This window comes from Yaniella halotolerans DSM 15476, assembly GCF_000420805.1.
Lineage (GTDB): Bacteria > Actinomycetota > Actinomycetes > Actinomycetales > Micrococcaceae > Yaniella > Yaniella halotolerans.
Genome location: NZ_ATVQ01000001.1, coordinates 655,847 through 678,417 on the forward strand (window position 1 = coordinate 655,847; position 22,571 = coordinate 678,417).

A 22,571-nucleotide genomic window follows, 5' to 3' on the forward strand; every position below is an offset into this window, starting at 1 on the left:
TCAACCGCTCCTTTCGGTGGTCATGGTGCTCCGCACAATCGTCGAAGAATCCGTAAGGTAACCAATTTCTGTAATCGACAAAGGCGCCACCTCAGTGCGGCTGATCAACGGATGCGCTGAAGGCATCGCGTTCTCGTGATCGGACGTGAGTTCTTCGTGGAGCTTTTCTCCCTGACGGAGTCCGGTAAAGACGATGTCGATGTCTTTTCCGGACAGGGAGATCATGCGTTTGGCGACGTCTAAGATGCGCACCGGTTCTCCCATGTCCAGAATGAGCACTTCGCCAGGGTTGCCAATGCCACCCGCCTGCAGCACAAGCTGGCAGGCTTCGGGGATGGTCATGAAATAGCGGGTGACGTTGGGGTGTGTGACAGTCAACGGCCCGCCCTGCTCAATCAGGTTGGTGAACGTCGGAAGCATCGAGCCACGACTACCGATGACATTGCCGAACCGGACAGATAAATACCGTCCATCCGATTGCTGGTCCATCCAGGACGTCAGTTGCTCCGCTGCCTGTTTCGAATACCCCAACTGGCTGGTTGGGTTGGCGGCCTTGTCCGTCGAGATATTGACGAACCGTTCAACCTGTACAGATTCAGATGCTTCCAGGACGTTGAGCGTTCCCAACACATTCGTTTTCCACCCTTCTTCGGGGTAGCGCTCAAGCATTGGCAAATGTTTGAGAGCCGCGGCGTGGAACACGACTTCTGGACGGTAGGCCTCAAAAACCTCGCGAAGAGCTTGGGCATCACGGATATCCGCTAAGACCGTTTCTTTGGTACTCAACAGCCCATTCCCGTTGACCGTCAGCTGTGCATGCTGCAGTCCGGTTTCGTCCCGGTCGAGCATGATGAGCTCAGCGGGGTGAAAACGACTAATCTGCTGGCACAGTACCGAACCAATGGAACCGCCCGCACCGGTGACCAATACGCGTGCACCCGTAAGGTATCCGGCAATTTCTTCGACGTTGGTCTCCACTGGCGCGCGGCCCAAGAGGTCATAGATGGACAGATCACGTAAATCAGCCGACCGGATGCCCCGTTCAAGGAGCTCGTCCAACGGGGGGATGATTTTCAACTGCAGGTCGAATTCATCGGCAATACGTTGTACTTCGCCCAGCATCTCCTTCGACGGGGAGGCCACCGCAACGACGAGCACTTCAACACCGGTCTGGTTAATGAGCTGTGGTAACTGCGTCAACTTCCCCATGACTTTGGCGTGGTATACCTGCACATTAGATTTTTCTGGTGCATCATCGACCAAGCCCACCGGCCAGTATTTCGTCCCCGGGGTGGTGACCATCTGACGAATCAGGTTTGTACCTGCTTCGCCAGCCCCAATAACCAGCGTGCGAACAACCTGTTTATCTGGGACTGACCGGGACAAGGCCCGCAACCGTTCAGCGAAACGAAGACCAAACATCAAGACCACCGCGACCGGAGCGACAATCAGCCCGACAGCGACCGGATGATCAAGTGAGTACCCGGTGATAAGGCCCGTCGCAAATAACGTCAGCCCTGTTGCGGTGCCAGCTTTCAAAAGTGCACGAACTTCGTCGAAACTCCCGACGCTGAAACGCTTACGGTAAAGGAAAAAGCCCCATCCGAATAGCAACTGAGCTGCGCTAGCTACAAGAGCGAGCAGCACTAAGACAAGTGCTTCAAACGGTGTCACAACGAAGTCGTAGTAGATCAACGACGCACCGAATATCGCCACCGCCCAGCAGGCAATATCCAAATAGCAGTGCAGTTCGCGATGCCAGGGTTTTGAAGTGTGAGCGTGAGTAGCAGCAGATGAGGTGTGAGTGGTTCTATTCGCATGACGTGGAGCGCTTATCGACGTCATCGCTTCTCACCGCCACGTGTATTCACCCTGGCAATCGGCGTTTTTGCACCCGCAAGAGCCGCAATAAGGGGGCCTTGTATTGGCGTTTGAATGATGCGTTGCATCATGACCTAAACCCTCCGGTTCAGCAAGAATACTGACAATAGTGTGAGTGAGCGTGAGCAGTCGGCAGACTGCACGAACTACCGGTACAGGGCTATTCCCCGAGCGTTTAGGCCATATTGCTGAGGGTTGGTGTATAAGCCCATTCGATGACTCAGAGTGCCTATAACTGTGAGGTCTTGTCACGTTATGTGGTGTGAGTCATGTCTTCTGAGAAAGACTCTAACTAGAGAAAGGTTTACTCAATACGGCACTGGAGGAAATCAACCCGCGCATCACCCTTGTCATTACGAAACAGGTCCGCACTGCGCCTTTTACAGCCGCATTTCACCCTTCAAAAGATTGCAAAAACGCATGTCAGATAGGATATTTTGAGTACCACCACGCCGAGGGTGGGCCATATGAGCAAATCAGCAGCTCAAAATAACCCCATCCGTCACCCTGGCGGTCACCCTAGCTGCGAGCTGTATCGACTCATGGCGAAGCCATAATCGTCATGGTCTAAACCGTCAGCGCTTGCTCTGCAGACATTCCGAGGATTCAGTCCGATTACAGCTATCACGAAAGTGACGCGCGCCACAACTGGAGGGTGTTTTGGGCGCTCGGCCCCGGAAGCCAACAATGCAGGCGCGTTGAGGCCGGTTCAAGTTAGCGATGCCAGTTATCAAGCCGTATTGTCTAGACAAATTTGTCACACTCATTAGTTCTAACGACAACCACTTCACAGCCTCGTCTGCTATAAGTGGGCAGGTGTTTGAAGAACTTTGGGAACGCGCCACCAGCGTCCAACCACCGCTGACAGAACTCTGGGTAGGCATCATCGGAGTTGCCGCGCTGCTATTCACGTGGTCGCCACTGGGTTATCGACTGGTGCGGCACTTGGCAACGCTGCTCCACGAAGCCGGCCACGCATTCATCGCAGTCCTCGTCGGGCGCCGACTCAGTGGCATTCGGCTGCACTCAGATACTTCTGGACTAACAGTTTCCCGCGGCCGACCAACCGGACCAGGCATGGTCGCAACCTTGCTGGCAGGATATCCTGCCCCCGCGATCGTTGGGCTGGGTGGCGCTTGGCTCGTCAGCAATGGCTATGCCGCCGGTTCCATGTGGGCACTAGTCCTGCTGTGTACTCTGATGTTGCTGTTGATTCGCAACCTCTATGGACTGTGGGTTGTGCTAGTTACTGGTGTCGGGGTCGCGGTGCTTTCATGGACGGCTACACATGAAGTCTTATCCATCGCAGCATATCTGATGGTGTGGTCGTTGCTGCTGGTTGCTCCACGCGCTGTGGTGGAACTCCAGCGTAGTCGCCACCGTCGCAGTAGAAGCCGTAGCGGCAGTGACGCCGATCAATTAGCCGGACTCACTCGCATGCCAGCAGGTCTGTGGATTGGGGTCTTTTGGCTTATGAGTGTCGCTTGCCTACTGGGTGGTGGCTGGTTGCTGCTCGGTAACCTTTGATGAACCTGCTCGGCAAGATTTTACCCAGCCGTCGGCACTGTCCCAGGCACAGATAATGCCGACACCTAGGCCGAGGATCACACCCATGATGTAGAGCGCATCGGGGGTTGCCCCGTTCGATAGCGCTAGCTCGATGATCTCTGCACTAAAGAGTTCTCCCCGAGCCAGCAGAGTGATAGCCCAGCTGAAGAAGAGTACGGCCAGGATGGTATTTGTCATGGCTAGCGGGGTGCTCCAGCGACCTCGCACGAACAAGAGGATTGCGAATCCGATTTCTAGGGCGATGATTGCCAACAGCCCGAGCATGGCCCAAGGCCAGAGCTCTGGGTTGAGGACCGGGATTGCTTCTTGGTTATGCTGCACAAAGCCACGGAGCTGATCCCAGGCTAAGGCCACAAGCATCAGCCCCAAGAAGACGAGGGAGGGGACGAGTTCTTGGCTTCCGGGATGCTCTTTGCGTGGTTCTGGCAATTGGTCGATATCCCAGGTTTCACCGGTTTCGAACCCGGTCCGGTCCATGGTGGCAAAGACTAGAGTGACCCAGAAGCCGACGTGGACGAACGCACTGAGGCCGGTCGCTAGTGACTCTCCAATGATCTCGCCCAGCGGCGAGCCTGCCAGGAAGTGCCCGCCCGCCACCAGGACGAAGAACACAGTGGGCACAATGATGAGCAAGAGCTTCAGAACGCGCCACCATGCCAGGTAGTACCGCGGACCGATAAGCTGTAGCGGTCGATCAACATAGCTCGCCGCCAGCACAGCCGGATCACCGAGCTCCGTGAGCACCACTCGTTCTGCTGTTTCGCGCTCTTCGCCTTGATCGATGTGTGCTTCAACGGCATCGTCAATCGAGGCTGCTAATTCAGCGTGAACATCTGCTTGCAGGTCAGCGGGAAGGTGTTTGACTGTCGCTGCGATATATCGTTCGGGTAGTGGAGTAGTCATCTTATTTCTCCTCATTGGTGAGGGGATCGTCGCCCAACGAATCGATGGCTTCAGACAGTGTCTGCCATTCGCTGTGCATAGCCTGAGCCAGGTAAATGCCTTGCTTTGAGGTTTGGTAAAACTTTCGTGGTCGAGATTCGCCGGTGTCCCAGTGGCTCGTCAGATGCCCTTGCTTTTCTAGGCGCCGCAAGAGTGGATAGAGCGTATTGGCTTCGGTGGCAAAACCCGCGCTCTGCAGATCTTCCAGCAGCCCGTATCCATAGCCGGGGGTGCACAGTAATTGCAAGCATGCCAACACCACGGTGCCGCGGCGCAGCTCTTGTAGATGGGGCTCAACTTCTTCGACCATACGCAACACGATACTGTGTCTGACACACTATCGTCAATGGCACACATGAAATGAGCTCGACCAGCGACACGTCGGGCTGGCGTATGCCAGCTCACAGTAATGTTGAGCAGGTACGCCACCGAACCACACTGGAGGAATCTGTGTCCTTGCCGGCTGTCCTACAAGGCTCCTTTCGCCTACCTGTCATGTCTGCGCCGATGTTTCTTGCTTCGGGTCCGGAGCTTGTAAAAGCTCAATGTCAGGCAGGCATTATTGGCTCATTCCCCGCGTTGAATGCTCGCCCTACTTCATTGCTCGACGACTGGCTGTCGGAGATCGCCGAGGACAATGCAGCTTTTGCTCGCCGGAACCCGGATGCCACGGTGGCACCGTTTGCAGTGAACCAGATTGTGCACCGCACCAACACTCGGCTTGAGCAAGACATGGAAGTCATCGTTAAACACAAAGTGCCGATCGTGATTACCTCTCTGGGTGCTCGTCCAGAGGTCAACGAAGCCGTGCACTCCTACGGCGGTATTGTGCTGCACGATGTCATCCACAATCGCTTTGCTCAGAAGGCCGTCGAAAAGGGCGCTGATGGCCTCATTGCAGTGGCTGCCGGTGCCGGTGGGCACGCTGGAACGCAATCACCGTTTGCACTCGTTCAGGAAATTCGCGTATGGTTCGATGGCCCACTCATGCTCTCCGGCGCTATCGCCCACGGTCGGTCTATTCTCGCCGCCCAGGCCGCCGGCGCAGACATGGCGTATGTCGGTAGTGCGTTCCTGTCCACGCAGGAAGCCAATATCGTGCCCGAATACCGGCAGATGGTTCTGGACAGCAGCGCTTCCGACGTGGTGTACAGCAACTATTTCACTGGCATCCACGGCAACTACCTTCGTGGCAGCATTACTGCAGCAGGCTATGATGCGGACGCTCTGCCGACACCAGAAGAAGGGGCCTCCCCTGCCTCCGCTAGGGCAGCCGGTTCGAAGGCCTGGAAAGACGTTTGGGGTTCTGGCCAAGGCATTGGTGCCTTGAAGGAAACAACCACCGTCAGTGGCTTGGTCGAACGCTTCGAGTCCGAATACCACGAGGCCATTGAGCAGCTGAATCAGCAAACCTTATCGACCAATACGATCTCGGTGAGCTAACGCCGTGACCCCTTGCTTCCAACCTCTCGGCCATGTACCTGATGATGCGCGGTCGGTAGGGTGAAGCGTCATGACGCGACTATTTGATCCCCGGAATCGCCAGCTGACTGAACATCAAGCTCGTCGTTACGCGATGTTTGAAGCACTCCACACAACAGTCGATTTTCTTGCTGCGTTCCTGTTTGTTGTCGGCAGCGTGCTCTTCTTTTTCAAAGAGCTCCAAACAGCAGGCACCGTAGGCTTTTTGGTTGGCTCGTTGTTCTTCGCAGCGAAGCCCAGTATTCGCTTGGCTCGTGAGGTGTGGCTGGCACGTTCGGGCCGCCTGGACCGCTTGGCAGCAAACGCTCCTGAAGCACCGCGTTTATTCCATGGTCGAGGCGAGGACACGTCTTCCAAACACAAAGATACGTCATCGGATGACAAGCAGGGCTCACCTTAGCTGAGCTGCTGGGCTAACTGGTCCAGTGCTTCACGGCCGACGAGATCTCCGGCCAGCAGTGGCACCGTATCCATGGGCACCCTGGGCAGTTGTTCTTGCAGGAAGGCCACGTACTGGTCTTCTTGGACTCGGCGGGACGCTAAGAATTCTCCGGCATCGGTGGGTGACAGTCGGTTCACCACGAACCCACCGACATCCACACCGGTATCCCGGAGCTGGTTATACAACTCCACAGATTCCAGTACCGGCACGCGTTCACCGATCAACACAATGACAAAGCTGGTGGTCTTGGCATCGGTGAGCACATTGCGCATCATCTCAAAGCGGTTCTTGCGTCGCAGCAGCATCCGCCGGATGCGACGGTCTCGATTTTCTCCGGTTGTCGATTGTGGATCATCGTCGCCGTCGATGGCTCTGATCGCTGCCCCAAACTTCTCTGCCTTAGTCCGCCGGTTCAATAATCCTTCGGTCCAGAAGGTCATGATTTCCGGCAGCGCCATCAGTCGTGCCGTATGCCCCGAGGGCGCGGTATCGAAAATAATCAGGTCGTGATCGTCCAGCCCGTATTCGATGGTCATCGCGATGCGTTCCAACATCGCTGACTCATGTGTCCCGGGAGTTTGGGCTGCCAGGTTCAGGTGTTGTGTCACCTGCGGGTGTAAGTGCTGGGGCATGAAGTCACGCAGGGTCTCGCCGACTTCAGCCAGATAATCCTTGATGGTGGCTTGCGGATCAATCTCTACACCGTCCACTCCCCCGGTGCCATCTTCGGCTCGGAACAGTTCAACTGCTGTATCACCGACCGGCTGTTCCCAGAGGTGGCCGAGGTTGTGTGCCGGGTCGGTTGAGACCAGCAGGACACGTCTGCCACTCATGGCTTGGTGCAGTGCAACGGCCGAAGCGGTGACGGTTTTTCCGACGCCACCTTTGCCTCCAAGGAAGAGGACTTTGCGTTGACTTGCGAGTTCGAGCAGCATCCCGGGTAGGCCTTTCAGCAGCAGTTCATGCCGTCAAAAGGAGACCGCTCCAGTCCCTGGCGGACGTGCCATTCGTGCATACGGTCTAACATCTCTGGCAACAATTCCAGCGTGACACCGGAGGCAGGATTCGGGACACCCAGGGCTTCGGACATCACCAGCATCATGAACAGATCTTCTTCATCACGCTGGGCACGAGCAAAGGTCTTACGGTAGGGCCCCACGTAGTATTCTTTCAGGCCTGCGCTGAAGCGTTGCCACCAACTCATTGTCTGTACCTAACGTGCTGGAATTCCGCCGGTTTTCCATGAAGTTTCTTGGCTCTGACCCTAGCAAACATGACCTCGCATGAGCACCCGCTTTTGACTCTGTCTGGGGACGCTCTAGCATTACCTGCGTGTGGAAAGCTCTTGGTGCCCTGTGTGTTGGCCTGTTTATTACCCTGATCGACCAGTCCTTGGTCGCTGTGGCGCTGCCACGCATCACCGAAGATTTGGGTGCCAGCGTCAACCAGGCCGTCTGGGTATCCGCCATTTATCTGCTCACCTTTGCGGTGCCGTTGCTCGTCACAGGGCGCCTTGGCGATCGCTTTGGGCAACGCAATGTGTATGTGGTTGGCATGGCCATCTTCACCACCGCTGCTGCAACCTGTGCATTCGCCCCGACTATCGAATTACTCATTGTCGCTCGCGCTGTGCAAGGCTTCGGCGCATCCTTGTTGAATCCGCAACCGTTGAGCGTGATCAACCGGATCTTCCCGGTCACCAAGCGCGGTGCTGCCATGGGTGTGTGGTCTGCGGTAGCCGCCTCATCAGGACTCTTTGGCCCGGTGGTCGGCGGACTGCTGGTGGGTGGCTTGGGCTGGCGCTGGGTGTTTGTCCTCTACATTCCCTTTGGGTTGCTCGCCCTCATCTTGGTCGCCCTCTGGGTGCCAAAACTCCCGACCGGTGTCGGCCGTATTGATCTGCTCAGCGCAGCGTTTTCACTGCTTGCTATCTTGGGGATCGTCTTCACCCTGCAGCAAGGCCCCGAGCTCGGCTGGCCCGCCTGGCTCTTCGGCGTCCTAGCCATTGGCATTACGGCCCTGGTGATCTTTATTTGGTTGCAGCGCCGCGCTCAGCGCCTGGGCCGCGACGCTCTGATGCCGCTCGAGCTCTTTAGCTTCCGCAACTTCCGTTGGGGTGCCGTTTCCGTCTCTACACTCGGCTTTGCCGTTTATTCGGTGAATCTGCCGATCATGCTCTACTTACAGTTGGGCGCAGGCATCAATGCACAAAGTGCGGGCTTACTCATGCTGCCGATGGCCTCCGTGTCGGTGTGTTTGGCTCCCTTTATGGGCCGACTGACCGATCGCCTACCACCGGGTCGGATTTCCAAGATCGGTTTCAGCGCCATGATCACGTCGATGGCCCTGTTCGCCATCTTGATCACGCTGGAAGTCTCCGTCGGCTGGTTGGTTGTGCCATTGGTGTTCCAAGGTGCTGCCAATGCGCTGAGCTGGTCTGCCAACTCCGCTATTTCCATGCGTCAGCTTCCCAGTCACCTGGTCGGTGCTGGTTCCGGTGTCTACAACACCGCACGCCAGGTTGGTGCGGTCGTCGGTGCTGCCTCCGTTGGTGCGATGATGCAGATCAATTTGCAGTTCACCGGCTTCTCCGCGGCCATGGGACTCTCACTCGTCTTACACGTCGTCGTCCTAGCTATTGGATTCTTCGCGGTTTCTCGATTTCGTTCAGACTTAGCGCACCCGAACTCCACAATGTAGTCAGGTGCTCTGCTTTCAGACACAACTGTGGCCCGGCCGGTTTCGACCGGGCCAGCTGTATTGGATGTTGGTTTAGCGTCCTGGATGCAAGAGCACCTTGGAGTAACCGGGCTCGCGGTTATCGAACTTCTCGTACGCATCTGGTGCGTCATCAAGTGACAGTTCTTGTGAGACCACGAAGCTTGGTTTGGCGCGCCCAGCGATGATCAGATCACGGAGTTTATGTGCGTACATCTTCACATCGGCCTGTCCGGTTGCCATGGACTGGCCCTTTTCGAAGAAGCGGCCAATACGGAACAGCAGCTCGCCTTTGGCTGAGTGCTCATCTGGTGCGCCGGGATCCGATGGAACGTAGAGTCCCACAATGCCCAGACCACCGGTATGGCGGACAGTATCGACCAGCTGGTTGAGCACCACGGCAGGCTGCTCTTCACCCGAAGGTGCCGTGGCCTGATACCCGACGGCATCAATGCCGCGATCCACACCATAGGCCTGAACGGCATCGTGAATTTGCTGGGCTGGGTCGCCGTCTTCGAAGTTGATTGGCTCGGCACCGAGGTCTTTGGCGATGTCGAGTCGACTCTTGACGTTGTCGACCACAAATACACGGCTGGCGCCTTTCAGCTGTGCTGAGTAGGCGGCCATTTGACCGACCGGACCGGCACCGTAGACGGCCACGGTTTCACCGGGGCGTACGCCAGCGAGTTCGGTGGCGTGGTAGCCGGTGGGGAAAATGTCTGCGAGCATGGCGAAGTCTTTTTCGTGCTCCTCGCCCTTGGGGAGTTGCACGCAGTTATAGTCCGCGAATGGCACACGCAGTTTTTCTGCCTGGCCACCCGGATAGGGGCCCATACCAACGTAACCGTAGGCGCCACCTGCGGTGCCTGGTTCATTGACGGTTAGACAGAAGCCGGTTTTGCCGGCACGGCAGTTGTCACAGAAGCCGCAGGCCACGTTGAAGGGCATGACCACGCGGTCGCCCTCTTTCACGGTGGTGACACCGGAGCCAACTTCTTCGACAATGCCCATGTTTTCGTGCCCGAAGGTAATGCCTGGTTCGGCATCGGTTCGACCTTCGTACATGTGCAGATCCGAGCCGCAAATAGCGGTGGAAGTGATTCGAACAATCACGTCGGTGGGATCCTGAATTTTTGGATCATCCACTTCTTCGACAGATACTTCGTAGGGTCCTTTATATACAACAGCTTTCATGAGCTCTTGTTCACTCCTTCTTCGAGGAAAACTCGTGCGCGGCGTTGGTCAGGCAGATGTTATTTCGCGGCGGATTCGAAGGCCTGAGCGCCGGCTTCGGCTACCTTCTGGTCGTTATCGACCGTTGAGCCACTGACGCCAACGGCACCGACCACGGTGCCGTCATCAAGTTTCAGCGGGATACCACCCGGGAACGTGATGAGTCCTCCATTGGAGAATTCCACGTGGTACAGCTGTTCCCCTGGTTGAACCATCGGGGTCATGTCGCCGGTTTCCATGTCAAAGTAGCGTGCGGTGCGAGCTTTCTTCATCGAGATATCGATGCTGCCCAACCAGGCACCGTCCATGCGGTTGAATGCTTTGAGATTTGCGCCGACGTCAACGACGGCGGCATTCATTTTGAGATCGAGTTCTTCTGCGCGACGCATGCAGGCGTCTACGACGGTTTGTGCGAGTTGCAATGAAATATCGGTAGTGTTCGTGGTCATGTCAACACTCCTTCCACGGGGGTTTCGTGTAACTGACCAGCGCCGTGAGGTCTGCGGTCTTTGGCCGTTCAGCTCAAACAGCGCCTCATATCCCATTGTGGTAGTCATGACTTTTTTCCGAAAGGGCCGAGTCCCGATTAGACTGCTTGAGTGGTAAATACAGCTCGCCCCGCAGCATCAAGGACCTCAATGCTTTCTACGCCCCGTCAGTTTTTCCGCTTCTTTGCCATTGCAGAAGTGTTTTCGTGGACCCTACTGATTGGAGGGCTCATCCTGCGGGCCACCCAAGGCTGGGATCTGGCCGTGACCATCGGTGGTGGCGTGCACGGTTTCGTGTTCCTCTCCTACGGTGCAACAGCTGTGCTGATGAGCAAAAACCAGCGCTGGTCACCCGGTGTGGCAGCGGTATCGATCATCACCGCGGCGATCCCCTACGCGACGATTCCCGTTGATATCTGGCTCCACCGCACCGGTCGACTCGACGGCGACTGGCGTCGCACCCCAACCGAGGATCCACGCGACCACACCTGGCATGACCGTCTGCTGCGCTGGATCATTCACCACCCGTTGCTCAGCATTGTGATTATTCTGGCCCTCGTCGTGGCTCTGTACGTGACCCTGCTGATCCTGGGGCCACCTGTAGGCTGACGGCTGCGCTACTCCTGTTTTAGGTCTAGGGACTCTTTGAGCTGCTCCCAGAACTGACGCCCTGGCGTTGGATCAACATTGAATTTCGCCGCATAGTGCTCATGCGGCCTATCCCAATTGGCGAACGCCACTTTGTCTGACAAAGGCTGACCCGCTAACAGCGCTTCCAGCTTCTGCAGATACGTATCCCACCCCGCTGCGGTCTGAGCAACCGGTGCATCTGCATCAAAAACATAGGTGAACGTCAGGGTGGTACCGGCAGCCTGCTCGGTCAGATCAAAGCTGTAGAAATCACCGTTGAACTCCCACGCCAACCGGGTCGGTTCCTCGACTTCTAAGATTTTGCCCTGCATACCAAAGGCCTCGAGTAGCTCGCCCGTGGCTGGTTCCCACGAGAGGGCTGCAGGAAACCACTGTTCGAGTTCACTGGGTGTGCTGACCGCTTGCCAGACCCGAGACAGCGGATGCGCCAGGCTCTGCTCGAATTGCAGGGCCGGACGACCCGACATCGTTTTCAAATTTCCGTCGTACATAAACTTTCCTCGCTTAACCGAACCATTCTGAACCGGTGTCCATGTCGATCAGCCAATGGTTCCTCAGGGTCAGTGCGCGCTCGATCCCGGCAAGAATACTCAGGAGCAACAATGGCGTACTGGTCCATTCTGGCAGGTTTATCGGTGAGGTGAACGGATCCATGAAGTTTGCCGCGAGGCCTGTTTGAGACACCACTTCGATGATCTGCAGCACACCGATGGGCAACAAAATCAGCAAGATCAGCGCGGCAAGGATGCCTATTACACGGCTCAATACGGGCCTGCGCTGGGCAAATTTGGCCCGGAGTCCCTCGGCACTGGCACCATCTGGTTTCAGCACCTGCTCTTCGCCCGTTGGCGCCACAAAATGCATGCGCTTCAGTCCGTAGAACGTCGTAGCCACCTCGATCTCACCGCCTTCAACAGGGATCGATGCCGGCAGTTTGGCACGTGCATGATGCTTGCCGTTGAGGTACACATCGGCGTTGTCGTCCCAGTCGAAAAAGTTCACACTCACCGCATAGGTTCGTGGATAGCCATCTTGCGTGTTCATGGGTGCATAGAACAAGGTACGCTCCAGCATCTGCCACCACCGAAACGGCTTCAACTGGTGCCCATCACCGGGTTGGATTTTCGACTTCTTCTGGCCCCAAAAATCGGAGCCCTCATCATGACTTGCGTCCATCGCCCTATCTCTCCTGAAGTTGAGGCGGTACCACACAGAATATACTGCCCTATCTCACACCGAAGGTACCTAGCCGACGCGCCCCGGATTCTATGACGCGAAATGACGTAGCCTCAGTGTGCCCACAGCCGGGACGTTTAGCCTCGACGTCATGACTACTACAACAAACGCACAGTCCACCGTCCCCGAGATCACCGCCGAAGATCGCGCCGCTCGCATCACGAAAGCCGGCACCGCGTGGGCCGAACGCATCGAAGCCGATCGCACCAGCTCGCAGCTGTCCTACGCAGTCAAAGGCGCCGGAGTTGGTTCCGTTGCCACGACTATCCGCGCCGGTAAGCACTCCTTCATCGTCGACGAACCATCAGCGCTGGCCGGTGACAACATCGGGACCAGCCCGGTCGAGTATGCTCTGGGTGCCTTGGTCGGCTGTCAGGTTGTCGTCTACCGTCTCTACGCGCAGCAGCTGGGCATTGTCTTCGATGAGATCGTCATCAAGGCTGAGGCAGATCTGGATGCTGCGGGACTATTCGGAGCCGATGAGTCCGTGCGCGCCGGGTTCTCCGAGGTGCGACTCGATATCGAGCTCACCGGTCCCGAGTCAGATGAACGCTACGACGAGCTACGCCAGACCGTCGATGCCCACTGCCCGGTACTGGATATTTTCCAAAACCCCACCCCGGTCAAGACCACCGTCACCCGTGCCTAAGCACTGACTTCCAGACCAAAAGCAGAACGTTCCCGTCTTCTCCAAGGCGGGAACGTTCTGTATTTCTACCGGTCTAGGCCCGTGCTATGAATTGATTACTGGGAGGGCCGCTCGTCGGAATCTTCCGATTCTCGAGCGTGTGCGTCAACCTCCTCGCCGGTCACGAGTCGGATGGCACCAGTTTCAGCTTCGTCCTTATACCACTCGGTGTACTTCGCATCGGATGCATCAACCGAGCTGCCAGCGCCACGTCCGTCGGGCGAGTGTTTGACCACGATTTCAAATTCTTCACCGTGATCCTCGATACCGCGGATCACGGCATCCGACATCGCCTTCTGAGCGTAGTCATAACGAATACGAGCAGGGTCGGTGGCCAGGTCTTTCAAGAACGCGAAGACCATCAAAATCAGCACCAGACTAAACGGTAGGGCGATCAGGTAGATCAGGCTCTGGAGTCCGGACAGCGTTTCTTCGCCACCGGCCAGCAGCATGACAATGGCAATGCCCATCATGCAGAAGCCCCAGAATACCACCAGGCCCTTCTTCGGCGCTGGGTTGCCGCGCGAGCTCATCATGCCCATGACCACGGATGCTGAGTCGGCCGCGGTGATGAAGAAGACGGCGAGGACACCGATCAACAGCAGCGGTGTGATGGTATTGAACGGCAAGGTATCAAACAGGTTGAACAGCACGGCCTCAGGTGAGGCGTCTCCTTCGAAGCCTTCGACCCCGTTGATCGAGTGCAGGATCGATGAACCGCCGAATACGGTAAAGGCCAGGATCAGAATGAAACTCGGCACACCCATGGTCACCAGTGCGAATTCGCGCAGCGTGCGCCCACGGGAAATACGGGCGATGAAGGTGCCGACAAATGGCGTCCAGGCAATCCACCAGGCCCAGTAGAACGCGGTCCACCAGGTCTGAAATTCCACGGTTTCCGGACCCCAGGACAGAGACTTACTCATCATCAACAGGTAGTTGTCGATGTAGTGCATGATCCCGGAGGGTATGAGGTTAAGCAAATACAACGTCGGCCCGGCAAAGAACGCAAAGAGCACCGCACCGAGTGTAAATGAGATATTGATATTCGACAGATACCGAATACCGCGTGCGACACCAGAGACCGCACTGATCACAAAACCAATGGCGAGTACGCCGATAATGCTGATCAGGACGTTATTTCCTAGTGGACCAATGCCACTAACAATGGTGACACCCTGTCCAATCTGAATGGCAGACAGCCCGAGCGTGGTTGCCGTACCGAACAGGGTTGCAATGATCGCGAAGATGTCGATCAATTTTCCAGCAAACCCTTTGGTTTGGGATTTGCCAAACAGTGTTTCGAAAATTGACGAAATCAACGTCGGGCGACCCCGGCGGAAGGTGGCGTAGCCCAGCGCGCCACCAACCAGCGCATACATGCTCCAGATGTGCAGGCCCCAGTGATAGCTGGCCTGTGAGACACCCTGGTGAATGGCTTCGCGGTTGATTTCAGAGTCGCCGCCGGCGGCTTCTTGCAGGCTATTGATCGTTTCTTGCTGTGCTGCCGGTGTATGCGGCGGCGGATCAACAAAATACGCAAGTGGTTCAGAAGGACCATAGAAGAAGAGTCCCACACCGAGACCGGCACCGAACATCATGGCGATCCATGAGAAACGCGAGAATTCCGGTTTCTCATGGTCCTTACCGAGCTTGATCTTGCCGTATTTACTGAAGGCAACGTAGAGCATGACGAATAGCCCCACGCCCATGGCGGTGTTGAGCAGCCAGCCCATGTTTTCCATCGACCAGGCAAACGCCACACCGGATACGGAGGCGACCGACTCTGGGCTAATAACACCCCAGAGAACGAAGCCGACAATCAGCGTTGCCGTAATGCCAAAAATGGTTTTATCGATGGTGAATTTTCGGTCTTTGTCGTCAATACCGACCCCGGAGAGGAGTCCCGGGTGGATGTCTTGTGGGTATAAACCGACGGCCAAGGTTTTTCTGGGTGAGCGGAGCTTCTCTCCAATACTCGGCTTGTCGTGAGGGGGTTGACCTGTGCCAGAGTCGTTGGTGTTCATCGTGATCTCCTAGAGATGCCTCGTGTATCCAACACGAGAGGTGTAGGGAATTGCTATTACGCAGAACACGAATCCTGCCGGACTGACGGTTCCCTATAAAACGGGTCTGGCAGACCGTCACCGAATGACGGGTGTGATGAGAGATTCGTTGCGAGAATTACTGAAAAGCGGGTACGACATGTTCAATAAAGAGCCGCAGTGACGCTTCTTTTTCTGCATGGCTCAGGCTGCTGTCCATCCAGTAGGAAAATTCGTTGATACCCATGGCTTCATAGGTTTTCAGCCGGGCGACCACTTCTTCCGGTGTGCCGATCATGGCCGCGTTACGCAGCGACGCTGGCTGCATTTCCGGACGATCGTCGAATTTCTCTACCGGACTTGGGTCCAGGAAACCGTCTGTCGGTGTGGTCTTATTGCCGGCCCATGCATCGAAAGTGCGGAAGTATTTATTGACGGCTTCGGCACCTTTGCGCCAGCCTTCCGGCTCTGCTTCGTCATGCACGTAGGTATGTCGAAGCACCATGATTTCGGCATCATGGGTGGCCTGTGGGTTATTGGTCACTGCGCCATCGAATTTGGCTTTTAGATCCTCGACTTCTTCATCGCCCTTCATCAACGGCGTGACCATGATGTTACAGCCGTTGGCGATGGCGAAGTCATGGGTATTCGGGTCACGTGCCGCAATCCAGACCGGTGGGCCCGGCTGCTGCAGCGGTTTTGGTACGGACGTTGCGGTAGGAAAGTTCCAGTGTTCCCCCTCATGTGCGTAATCGCCTTCCCACAGCCGTTTCACGGCGGGTACCAGTTCACGCAGATAGGTGCCGCCATCTGCTGCCGAGAGTCCCGGCGTTAGTCGATCGAATTCGAATTGGTAGGCACCACGTGCCAGGCCAACTTCCATGCGCCCGTCTGAGATGACATCGAGCAGCGCACATTCTCCGGCGGCACGGATCGGATCCCAGAACGGTGCGATCAGTGTGCCGGCACCGAGTCGGATGGTGGTGGTTTTGCCGGCCAGGTAGGCAAGCTGTGTGAGTGGGTTGGGTGAAGCAGTGAATTCAGTGGAGTGGTGCTCCCCGATCCAAACGGTCGAAAAGCCGCCTGCTTCTGCTTGTTGTATGAGTGAGGTCAGATTCTGGAACGATTCCTGATGGCTAACAGATTCGTCCCAACGTTCCATATGTGCAAAAAGTGAGAAACGCATTGTCCTCGTCCTATCTGGAAGGTGTATCTGAATTATTGAGAGTGTTGTCTTTCCTCGATGGTGGTATTCGTTCGTGCCCAGAGGTGGGTGTCGACTTCGCGGACGATCACCGTGATGTTTTCTGGGGCAGCGTCAACGGTGTTTTCGGCTGCGTTGTGGACTTGGTCGATGAAGGCTCGAAGCTGTTCGGGGCTTCGGCCTTTGGCTATAGAAATATCGATGAGTGGCATGACTATCCCCGCATGACGAATGGATCGCCAACTTCAGCTTCACTGGTATTGATCCACACCGATTTCAGCTTGGTGTATTCGTTGATGGATTCCAGGCCGTGTTCAATACCGACGCCGGAGTTTTTGAATCCCTGTCGCGGCGACATCGGTGACATGGCACGGTAGGTGTTGACCCAGATGGTGCCGGCTTCCAGCCGACGACTCATCCGGTGGGCTCGCGCCAGGTTCTGGGTCCAGACGCCTGCTGCCAGCCCGTATTCGGTGTCGTTGGCGAGGCCTACGACTTCGTCTTCGGTATCGAACGGCATCACGGCTGCGACCGGTCCAAAAATCTCTTCGCGGACCACGCTCATGTCATTGTTCACATCGGTCAGCACCGTCGGTGAGTAGAAATACCCGGGCAGGTCGACGTCAGCGTCGTCGCCGCCGGAATAGATGGTGGCCCCTTCGGAAACACCAAGTTTGACGTAGTGCTGGACTTTTTCCAGCTGCTTATCGAAGGCCAGCGGACCAAGCTCGGTGGCGTCATCCATGGGGTCGCCCATTTTGATGCTTTGGGCCCGTTCGGACACGCGTTCCAAAAGTTCGTCGTAGATCGAGCGGTGGGCAAAGACCCGACTGCCGGCAATACAGGTCTGGCCGGCGGCCGCGAAGATCCCGGCGATCACCCCCATGGCTGCGTTGGAGACGTTAGCATCGTCAAAAATAATGTTCGGGCTCTTGCCACCGAGTTCGAGTGTGGTCCCGATGAATCGCGCGCTGGCTTTCTGGGCGATCATCGCACCGGTGGTGGTCGAGCCGGTGAACGAGATTTTGGCGATGTCTCGATGCTCGGTCAGCGCGTTACCCGCCTCGTGTCCGTAACCGGTCACAACGTTGACCACGCCGTCAGGGAAGCCTGCTTCCGATGCCAGTTCGGCGAATCGGAGAATTGTGCGTGAGGTGTACTCGCTGGGCTTGATGACCACGGTGTTGCCCGCGGCTAAAGCGGGCGCCAGCTTGGATGTGGTCAGGGTCAGCGGCGAGTTCCACGGCGTGATCGCGGCAACGACACCCAGTGGTTCGCGTTGCGTGTAGTTCAGTATCGCAAGATCGTTGGTTGGAATCTGCGAGCCCTGGATTTTATCGGCTAGCCCGGCGTAGTAGTACAGGTAGTCCGGCAGACTCGCCAACTGTCCGCGCATTTCACGCAGCAGTTTGCCGTTGTCGAGGCTTTCGGACCGGGCGAGTTCTTCAGCATTTTCTGTGATGAGGTCGCCGAGTTTGCGCAGGAGTTTGCCGCGTTTCGTCTGGCTCATGTTGGCCCAAGCATTCGAACGGAACGCTTCGCGAGCCGCGGTGACTGCTTTGTGGACGTCTCGTTCGCCGCCCCGTGCCACATCGTAGAGGTGTTCTAGGTTTGCGGGGTTAGTACTGGCAAAGTATTCGCCGGAGGCCGGTTCGCTCCAGGTGCCATTGATGAAGTGGGAGTATTTTTGGCTCATGAGTTTGCAACCTCCTCGATGGCAAAGTGAGCTTTCAGGTGTTCCACAAATTTTTGCGGAAATTCATGCGGCAGCATGTGCCGGGCAGTGGCAACGATCTGCAGGGTTCCATTCGGTACGGCGTTGACGAGTCGATGACTCATCTCAGGAGTTGATCCCGGGTCCAATTCGCCGGTGATCGCCAGCAAAGGTTGGTGTAATTCGCCCAGCTCTGAGGCAAGTTCTTGGTCGGCGGTAGCAAAGACCTCATAGGCGTAGAGGAACGACTCAACATCGTTGCTCTCAAGGACCGCGCGGGTGTGCTCGATATGTTCGGTTGGCACGTTGGCGGTTGCTGGATACCACCGCTCTAGTGAACGTTGTATGGACAGTGCAAAATCGCGCTGTGCTGTCGCCAACCGCTCTTGAACAGATGATCGCTCTTTTTCAGTTCGTTGGCATACCGTACTGGCGGCAACGACCGAAAGAATCTTGTCGGGTAGATCGATGGCGAGCCGTTGGGCAATCAGCCCACCGAGCGAGAACCCGACGAGTTGGATCAAACCGTCTGGCAGGCGGGCCGCAATGTCATCGGCCAGTGCCTGCAGCGAGGTCGTTTCGTGCAGGGCGGGCTGGGTCCCGTGGCCGGGGAGGTCCAAGTACACTGCGTTATCTGGCAGCATCGCTTGGACCGGGGCCCACATTGTGTGATCAAGGCCCACTCCATGAAGGAACACCATGGTTGGTGTTTCATGCTTGGTTGTCGGCCTCATCGCACTCACTGCTCCGTCGACAGATCCGCTAGACGCTGCTTTGGTCGGCCTTGACTCGCTCCGGCCAGCGCCACCAGAATCTCATCGGCATGCGGGGCATCCGGGATTCTGACTTCCAACGATTGGTGGTGTGATCGAATCGTCGCATCGGTGAAGTGCTTCAGCGGAATATCGAACACGATGCCGGCCGGACCGCGTTTCTCGACGGCAGGTAACAGTGTTGATGCGGAAGCGGCATCCCGGAAGAAGTTGCCAAATTTCAGGGTGTGGATCAGCCCTGAGCCATGCTCGATTTCACCGTTGAGTCCCACGATGGCAGCTTTGCCATAGGCTTCCAGCGGTGAACCTAGTGCCTCCATAACTCGAGGGGCCAGGAGTTTTCCGAGCTGCGGTGCGATGTCGTCGATACCGGTATTGAGCTGCTGCACGAATCCTTGGCCCTTCCAGGGGTTTTCGATGACTGCTGCGACCACGGCCGTGCGTGCCACGGGGTCCACGGTTGCCCCACCCTCGGTGAGAACCTCGTCGACGATGGTGGTAATTTTGCGAAGTTTCATCAGGAGCCTTCCTCAAAAATTGCTAGTGTGACGGCTGGATCGGTGTTCCGGTCGCCAATGCGCGGGTGTGGGCGCGGCCCGTCTGCGGCCACTGCCATCACCACGATCTCGTCGGCGTGCGGGGCATCGGGTAGGTGGACTTCCATGCTCTGGTAGTAATCCCGTGTGGCCGCTGCGGTTTTATGCCACAGCGGAACACGAAGACTCTGGCTTGGTTCTGCTCTGCTTTCGGAAAAGCAGATAATGGAACTTCCTTCGAGGAGTTCACGGAAGAGATTCCCAAAATACGGGGTGTGAATGAAAGCGCCGCCGTGTTCGATTTCGCCTTCCAGACCAACCACGGCTGCTTTACCAAACGCTTCAATGTTCTGTGCGCCGTCCAGGTGGTCGATAAGTCGGCCGCCAAGTTCTTTCGCGAGAATGGGTGCAGCATAGGCTGCATAGTCAGTGAGGTTCGAAGCTGTGCCCTGCCCCAACCACGGGTTTGGTAGCACCGCGTAGCTGGCCGCGATCTTCCACGGTGTTGAGGTCGCCGAACCGCCCTCCGCGTGCACCTCTTCAACGACGGTACGCACGGCTCTGACGTGTATGTCACTCAGTGTTCTCGCAATGGCAGGCATGTCAATCACCGTCTGTTTGATCGTCATAGTGTCGAGGTTCGGCCAGCACGACCCGGCTGGAAGAATGCACGTGATTTCGCATCGCCAGCTCGGCCCCCATCGGATCCCTGGCTTCGATGGCCTCAACCACGGCTTCGTGTTCGGTTATCGACTGACGAATACGGCCCGGTACCGCAATGGTTTCCAGTACCAGTCGGTGATAGGTCAGCTGATTCATCAATCGGTCGTAGTGTTCTATGAGTTTTTGATTCTGGGAGCCCAGCACCAACGTCCAGTGGAAGTCATGGACCAGGCGTGCGTAGGTTTCTGCGTCCTCTGATCCGATGGCCTCAGAAGCATCCACCAAGTTTTGTTTGAGCTGTTCCAGCTCCGGGCTTGGTGTGCGTTGTGCAACGAGCGAGGCGGCTAAACCTTCCAGGGATTCTTTGACCTGGAATAATTCGACGATCTCGCGCCGGGTTGGATACCGAACAAAGGTTCCGACCCGGGGTCGGATCTCGACGAGCCCTTCATTTTCAAGTTGCTTAAGAGCTTCGCGAACCGGGGTGCGACTCACCCCAAAGGTCTCGGCAAGTGCTTGTTCTGGAATAACCTCTTTGGGGTTATAGCTTCCATTAAGCACTTGTTCCCTCAGCTGGCTCAGCAGGGATCGACTCTTTTCGGGTTGCCGTGATTGCGCGGCCTCTTTCAACTTTTGTTGCATACAACAGACTGTAAGATAGATCACTCTTTTCTGTCAATGACCCTTGGATAGCATATTTCTATGTGACCGTTGACACATGAATTGCCGCAGGGCTAGCATCTGTTGTATGCAACAGGCACTTGGTAAAGAAATTGCGAAAGCCTGGGAAGGCGCATGGAATAACGGTGACTACGCCCCATTTCGAAGCCTTTTGTCTGACGACTTTGAACGAGTAAGCAAGGGGACGGAGTCGTCAGTCAACGCCGACGGATTTATCCGGCAGATCGATGAAATGCGAAGCGCTTTTCCCGACATGACTACTACCCTCCAGAAAGTACTGCCCTCTGGCGAGGACATCGGATTTTTCTGGACCACCGAAGGCACCTTTACGCGCCCACTGGGCAATGTCCCACCGACGGGTCGAAGAGTAACCACCTCGGGTGCAACACTTGCGACCATCAAAGACGGCAAAATTGCCCATGAACAAGCAACCTGGAATATGACCGCCCTCCTTGCTGACCTTGGACTCCCATCCTTAGCTTCCGCTTTCGAAACCACGGACCCGGAAGCACCCGACAACGACGAAACCCGCGAACGGCTCAAAGACTTCAACAAGCAGTTCGTCACCGGGGTCACCGTCATCACCGCCCACGATGATGACGGTATGCCGCGAGGGTTGGCGGCGAACGCCTACTGTTCGGTGTCCTTGGACCCACCGTTGATCCTGGTATGCGTACAGAAAACCTCATCGACGTATCCATCGCTCTTCCGATCAGGGCACATCGGTATCAACATCCTGTCGACCGAGCAGCACGAGACTCTTCAAGTATTCGCTTCAAAGTCCCAAGATAAATTTGCCAATGTTCCCTGGCATAAAGGCCCGAACGGCACTCCCCTGCTCTACGACTCCTCGGCGTCGATCGAGGTGGAGATCAAGGAGCGTTTCCAGGCACTCACCCACACGATTTTTATCGGACGAGTCCGGCATGCCGAGGCCGTAGACAACAACCCGATCTTGTATAAAGCCGGGAAGTTCTTTGACTCCCAAGGACTCCAACCGCTCTAAGCTGCTGCCTCAAGAGGGTGGAGTGAACATTAGGGGTTCCTTCGTCGTTTAGATTGTTCTTGTACCATGGTGATACTTGATTCATGGTCGGCTCCCTAGTGAGAGTGCGAATGAACCCCTCACGCGTGTTGAGGTGTCAGATACTGTGAAAATATTTACACACGAATTGTTGAAGGGTACCAACGCGTCATGGAGTCTTGGAAAACGGCGTCGACTGGGACTCGCGTATGGGCTATCGTAACGGCCATACTCGGCCTGGTAGCGATTCCTATGTCAGTCATAGACATGTGCCCACAGATAGCCCAAATATGGGCACCTCTTCCTTATGAAAAAGTGCCGGAGGTATCCGCCGAGCTCAGTGCAGGAGCTATTGCATTCTTGGCCTTGTTCACCGCGTTCTTACTACACACAGATAACAGGTTCAGGGAAGATAAGGCACGCCGTGAAGGACGGGTTGAATTCAGCACGTTAAACAACGCGATCACGGGGCGTGGTCCGTCACCGCATAAACCGCACAGCAAGTTATGCACTTGCAAATACGTGTGCTGAAAAACGAGCATACGTAGTTCTAGTAAAACCTGCATGTTCTAACGCACTACTGTTATTTCGTGTGGGCTCT

The 22,571-nt window shown here is 56.3% G+C and carries 24 protein-coding genes; 7 read left to right on the forward strand and 17 right to left on the reverse strand.

Translation table 11 applies throughout. The annotated features are described in order from the left end of the window. Positions 1-1,716, reverse strand: a complete 1,716-nt coding sequence (locus tag G583_RS13975) for a polysaccharide biosynthesis protein (RefSeq protein WP_022869736.1) — start codon at positions 1,714-1,716, stop codon at positions 1-3. A gap of 981 nt (positions 1,717-2,697) precedes the next feature. On the opposite strand from G583_RS13975, the gene G583_RS0103105 reads away from it, so the two are divergent. Further along, complete coding sequence (locus tag G583_RS0103105) at positions 2,698-3,408, forward strand: M50 family metallopeptidase (protein WP_022869737.1); 711 nt, start codon at positions 2,698-2,700, stop codon at positions 3,406-3,408. Here G583_RS0103105 and G583_RS0103110 read toward each other — a convergent pair. Together G583_RS0103110 and G583_RS0103115 are read right to left on the reverse strand one after the other, a co-directional pair. After that, positions 3,370-4,353 carry a permease prefix domain 1-containing protein gene (locus G583_RS0103110; RefSeq protein ID WP_022869738.1) on the reverse strand — a complete coding sequence of 328 codons (984 nt, stop codon included), beginning with the start codon at positions 4,351-4,353 and terminating at the stop codon, positions 3,370-3,372. The genes G583_RS0103105 and G583_RS0103110 overlap by 39 nt on opposite strands. A gap of 1 nt (position 4,354) precedes the next feature. Then, positions 4,355-4,702, reverse strand: coding sequence for a PadR family transcriptional regulator (locus tag G583_RS0103115; protein ID WP_022869739.1), 348 nt, complete (start codon positions 4,700-4,702; stop codon positions 4,355-4,357). A gap of 50 nt (positions 4,703-4,752) precedes the next feature. Between G583_RS0103115 and G583_RS0103120 the strand changes: the two genes are divergently transcribed. Next, entirely contained in the window at positions 4,753-5,835 is a 1,083-nt protein-coding gene (locus G583_RS0103120; RefSeq protein WP_322785322.1) for an NAD(P)H-dependent flavin oxidoreductase, read from the forward strand. A gap of 70 nt (positions 5,836-5,905) precedes the next feature. Continuing rightward, entirely contained in the window at positions 5,906-6,274 is a 369-nt protein-coding gene (locus G583_RS13980) for a YrhK family protein (RefSeq protein ID WP_022869741.1), read from the forward strand. On the opposite strand, the gene G583_RS0103130 is transcribed toward G583_RS13980, so the two are convergent. After that, on the reverse strand, positions 6,271-7,251 hold the full coding sequence (locus G583_RS0103130) for an ArsA family ATPase (RefSeq protein ID WP_022869742.1): 981 nt from the start codon (positions 7,249-7,251) through the stop codon (positions 6,271-6,273). The genes G583_RS13980 and G583_RS0103130 overlap by 4 nt on opposite strands. Before the next feature lie 14 nt (positions 7,252-7,265). Further along, positions 7,266-7,520 (reverse strand): cory-CC-star protein, encoded by a 255-nt coding sequence (locus G583_RS0103135; RefSeq protein ID WP_022869743.1) that lies wholly within the window; start codon positions 7,518-7,520, stop codon positions 7,266-7,268. A gap of 128 nt (positions 7,521-7,648) precedes the next feature. Here G583_RS0103135 and G583_RS0103140 point away from each other — a divergent pair, with 128 nt between their 5' ends. Beyond that, the gene (locus tag G583_RS0103140) at positions 7,649-9,016 is read left to right on the forward strand and encodes a DHA2 family efflux MFS transporter permease subunit (protein ID WP_022869744.1); all 1,368 of its coding nucleotides are present in this window, start codon (positions 7,649-7,651) and stop codon (positions 9,014-9,016) included. A 72-nt stretch (positions 9,017-9,088) separates the two neighbouring features. Here G583_RS0103140 and G583_RS0103145 read toward each other — a convergent pair whose 3' ends face one another. Then, positions 9,089-10,228, reverse strand: a complete 1,140-nt coding sequence (locus G583_RS0103145) for a glutathione-independent formaldehyde dehydrogenase (RefSeq protein WP_022869745.1) — start codon at positions 10,226-10,228, stop codon at positions 9,089-9,091. Between the two features lie 59 nt (positions 10,229-10,287). After that, positions 10,288-10,716: a GlcG/HbpS family heme-binding protein gene (locus G583_RS0103150; RefSeq protein ID WP_022869746.1), complete on the reverse strand. Its 429-nt coding sequence runs from the start codon at positions 10,714-10,716 to the stop codon at positions 10,288-10,290. Positions 10,717-10,905: 189 nt separating this feature from the next. Between G583_RS0103150 and G583_RS0103155 the strand changes: the two genes are divergently transcribed. Continuing rightward, a complete protein-coding gene (locus G583_RS0103155) occupies positions 10,906-11,364 on the forward strand; it encodes a DUF3817 domain-containing protein (RefSeq protein WP_022869747.1) in 459 nt (152 codons plus the stop codon). Positions 11,365-11,372: 8 nt separating this feature from the next. Here G583_RS0103155 and G583_RS0103160 read toward each other — a convergent pair whose 3' ends face one another. Next, positions 11,373-11,897, reverse strand: a complete 525-nt coding sequence (locus G583_RS0103160; protein WP_022869748.1) for an SRPBCC domain-containing protein — start codon at positions 11,895-11,897, stop codon at positions 11,373-11,375. Between the two features lie 13 nt (positions 11,898-11,910). Then, positions 11,911-12,582: a hypothetical protein gene (locus tag G583_RS0103165; RefSeq protein WP_022869749.1), complete on the reverse strand. Its 672-nt coding sequence runs from the start codon at positions 12,580-12,582 to the stop codon at positions 11,911-11,913. Between the two features lie 151 nt (positions 12,583-12,733). Here G583_RS0103165 and G583_RS0103170 point away from each other — a divergent pair, with 151 nt between their 5' ends. Then, positions 12,734-13,291, forward strand: a complete 558-nt coding sequence (locus G583_RS0103170; protein ID WP_084677290.1) for an OsmC family protein — start codon at positions 12,734-12,736, stop codon at positions 13,289-13,291. 95 nt (positions 13,292-13,386) lie between these two features. On the opposite strand, the gene G583_RS13985 is transcribed toward G583_RS0103170, so the two are convergent. From G583_RS13985 to G583_RS0103210, 8 genes are all read right to left on the reverse strand, one after another. Further along, complete coding sequence (locus G583_RS13985) at positions 13,387-15,357, reverse strand: BCCT family transporter (protein WP_022869751.1); 1,971 nt, start codon at positions 15,355-15,357, stop codon at positions 13,387-13,389. A gap of 157 nt (positions 15,358-15,514) precedes the next feature. Continuing rightward, positions 15,515-16,561 (reverse strand): LLM class flavin-dependent oxidoreductase, encoded by a 1,047-nt coding sequence (locus tag G583_RS0103180; RefSeq protein WP_022869752.1) that lies wholly within the window; start codon positions 16,559-16,561, stop codon positions 15,515-15,517. Between the two features lie 32 nt (positions 16,562-16,593). Beyond that, positions 16,594-16,791: a tautomerase family protein gene (locus tag G583_RS0103185; RefSeq protein WP_022869753.1), complete on the reverse strand. Its 198-nt coding sequence runs from the start codon at positions 16,789-16,791 to the stop codon at positions 16,594-16,596. Between the two features lie 2 nt (positions 16,792-16,793). Then, positions 16,794-18,275 (reverse strand): aldehyde dehydrogenase, encoded by a 1,482-nt coding sequence (locus G583_RS0103190; protein WP_022869754.1) that lies wholly within the window; start codon positions 18,273-18,275, stop codon positions 16,794-16,796. Next, a complete protein-coding gene (locus G583_RS0103195; protein WP_022869755.1) occupies positions 18,272-19,027 on the reverse strand; it encodes an alpha/beta fold hydrolase in 756 nt (251 codons plus the stop codon). The genes G583_RS0103190 and G583_RS0103195 overlap by 4 nt, the downstream gene beginning before the upstream one ends. A 5-nt stretch (positions 19,028-19,032) precedes the next feature. Beyond that, positions 19,033-19,584 (reverse strand): amino acid synthesis family protein, encoded by a 552-nt coding sequence (locus G583_RS0103200; protein ID WP_022869756.1) that lies wholly within the window; start codon positions 19,582-19,584, stop codon positions 19,033-19,035. Next, positions 19,584-20,231, reverse strand: coding sequence for an amino acid synthesis family protein (locus G583_RS0103205; protein ID WP_245540565.1), 648 nt, complete (start codon positions 20,229-20,231; stop codon positions 19,584-19,586). The genes G583_RS0103200 and G583_RS0103205 overlap by 1 nt, the downstream gene beginning before the upstream one ends. Continuing rightward, positions 20,206-20,907: a GntR family transcriptional regulator gene (locus G583_RS0103210; protein ID WP_022869758.1), complete on the reverse strand. Its 702-nt coding sequence runs from the start codon at positions 20,905-20,907 to the stop codon at positions 20,206-20,208. Before G583_RS0103210 ends, G583_RS0103205 begins: the two co-directional genes overlap by 26 nt. Before the next feature lie 106 nt (positions 20,908-21,013). Here G583_RS0103210 and G583_RS0103215 point away from each other — a divergent pair, with 106 nt between their 5' ends. Then, on the forward strand, positions 21,014-21,952 hold the full coding sequence (locus G583_RS0103215; RefSeq protein ID WP_022869759.1) for a flavin reductase: 939 nt from the start codon (positions 21,014-21,016) through the stop codon (positions 21,950-21,952). The last annotated feature ends 619 nt before the right edge of the window (positions 21,953-22,571 follow it).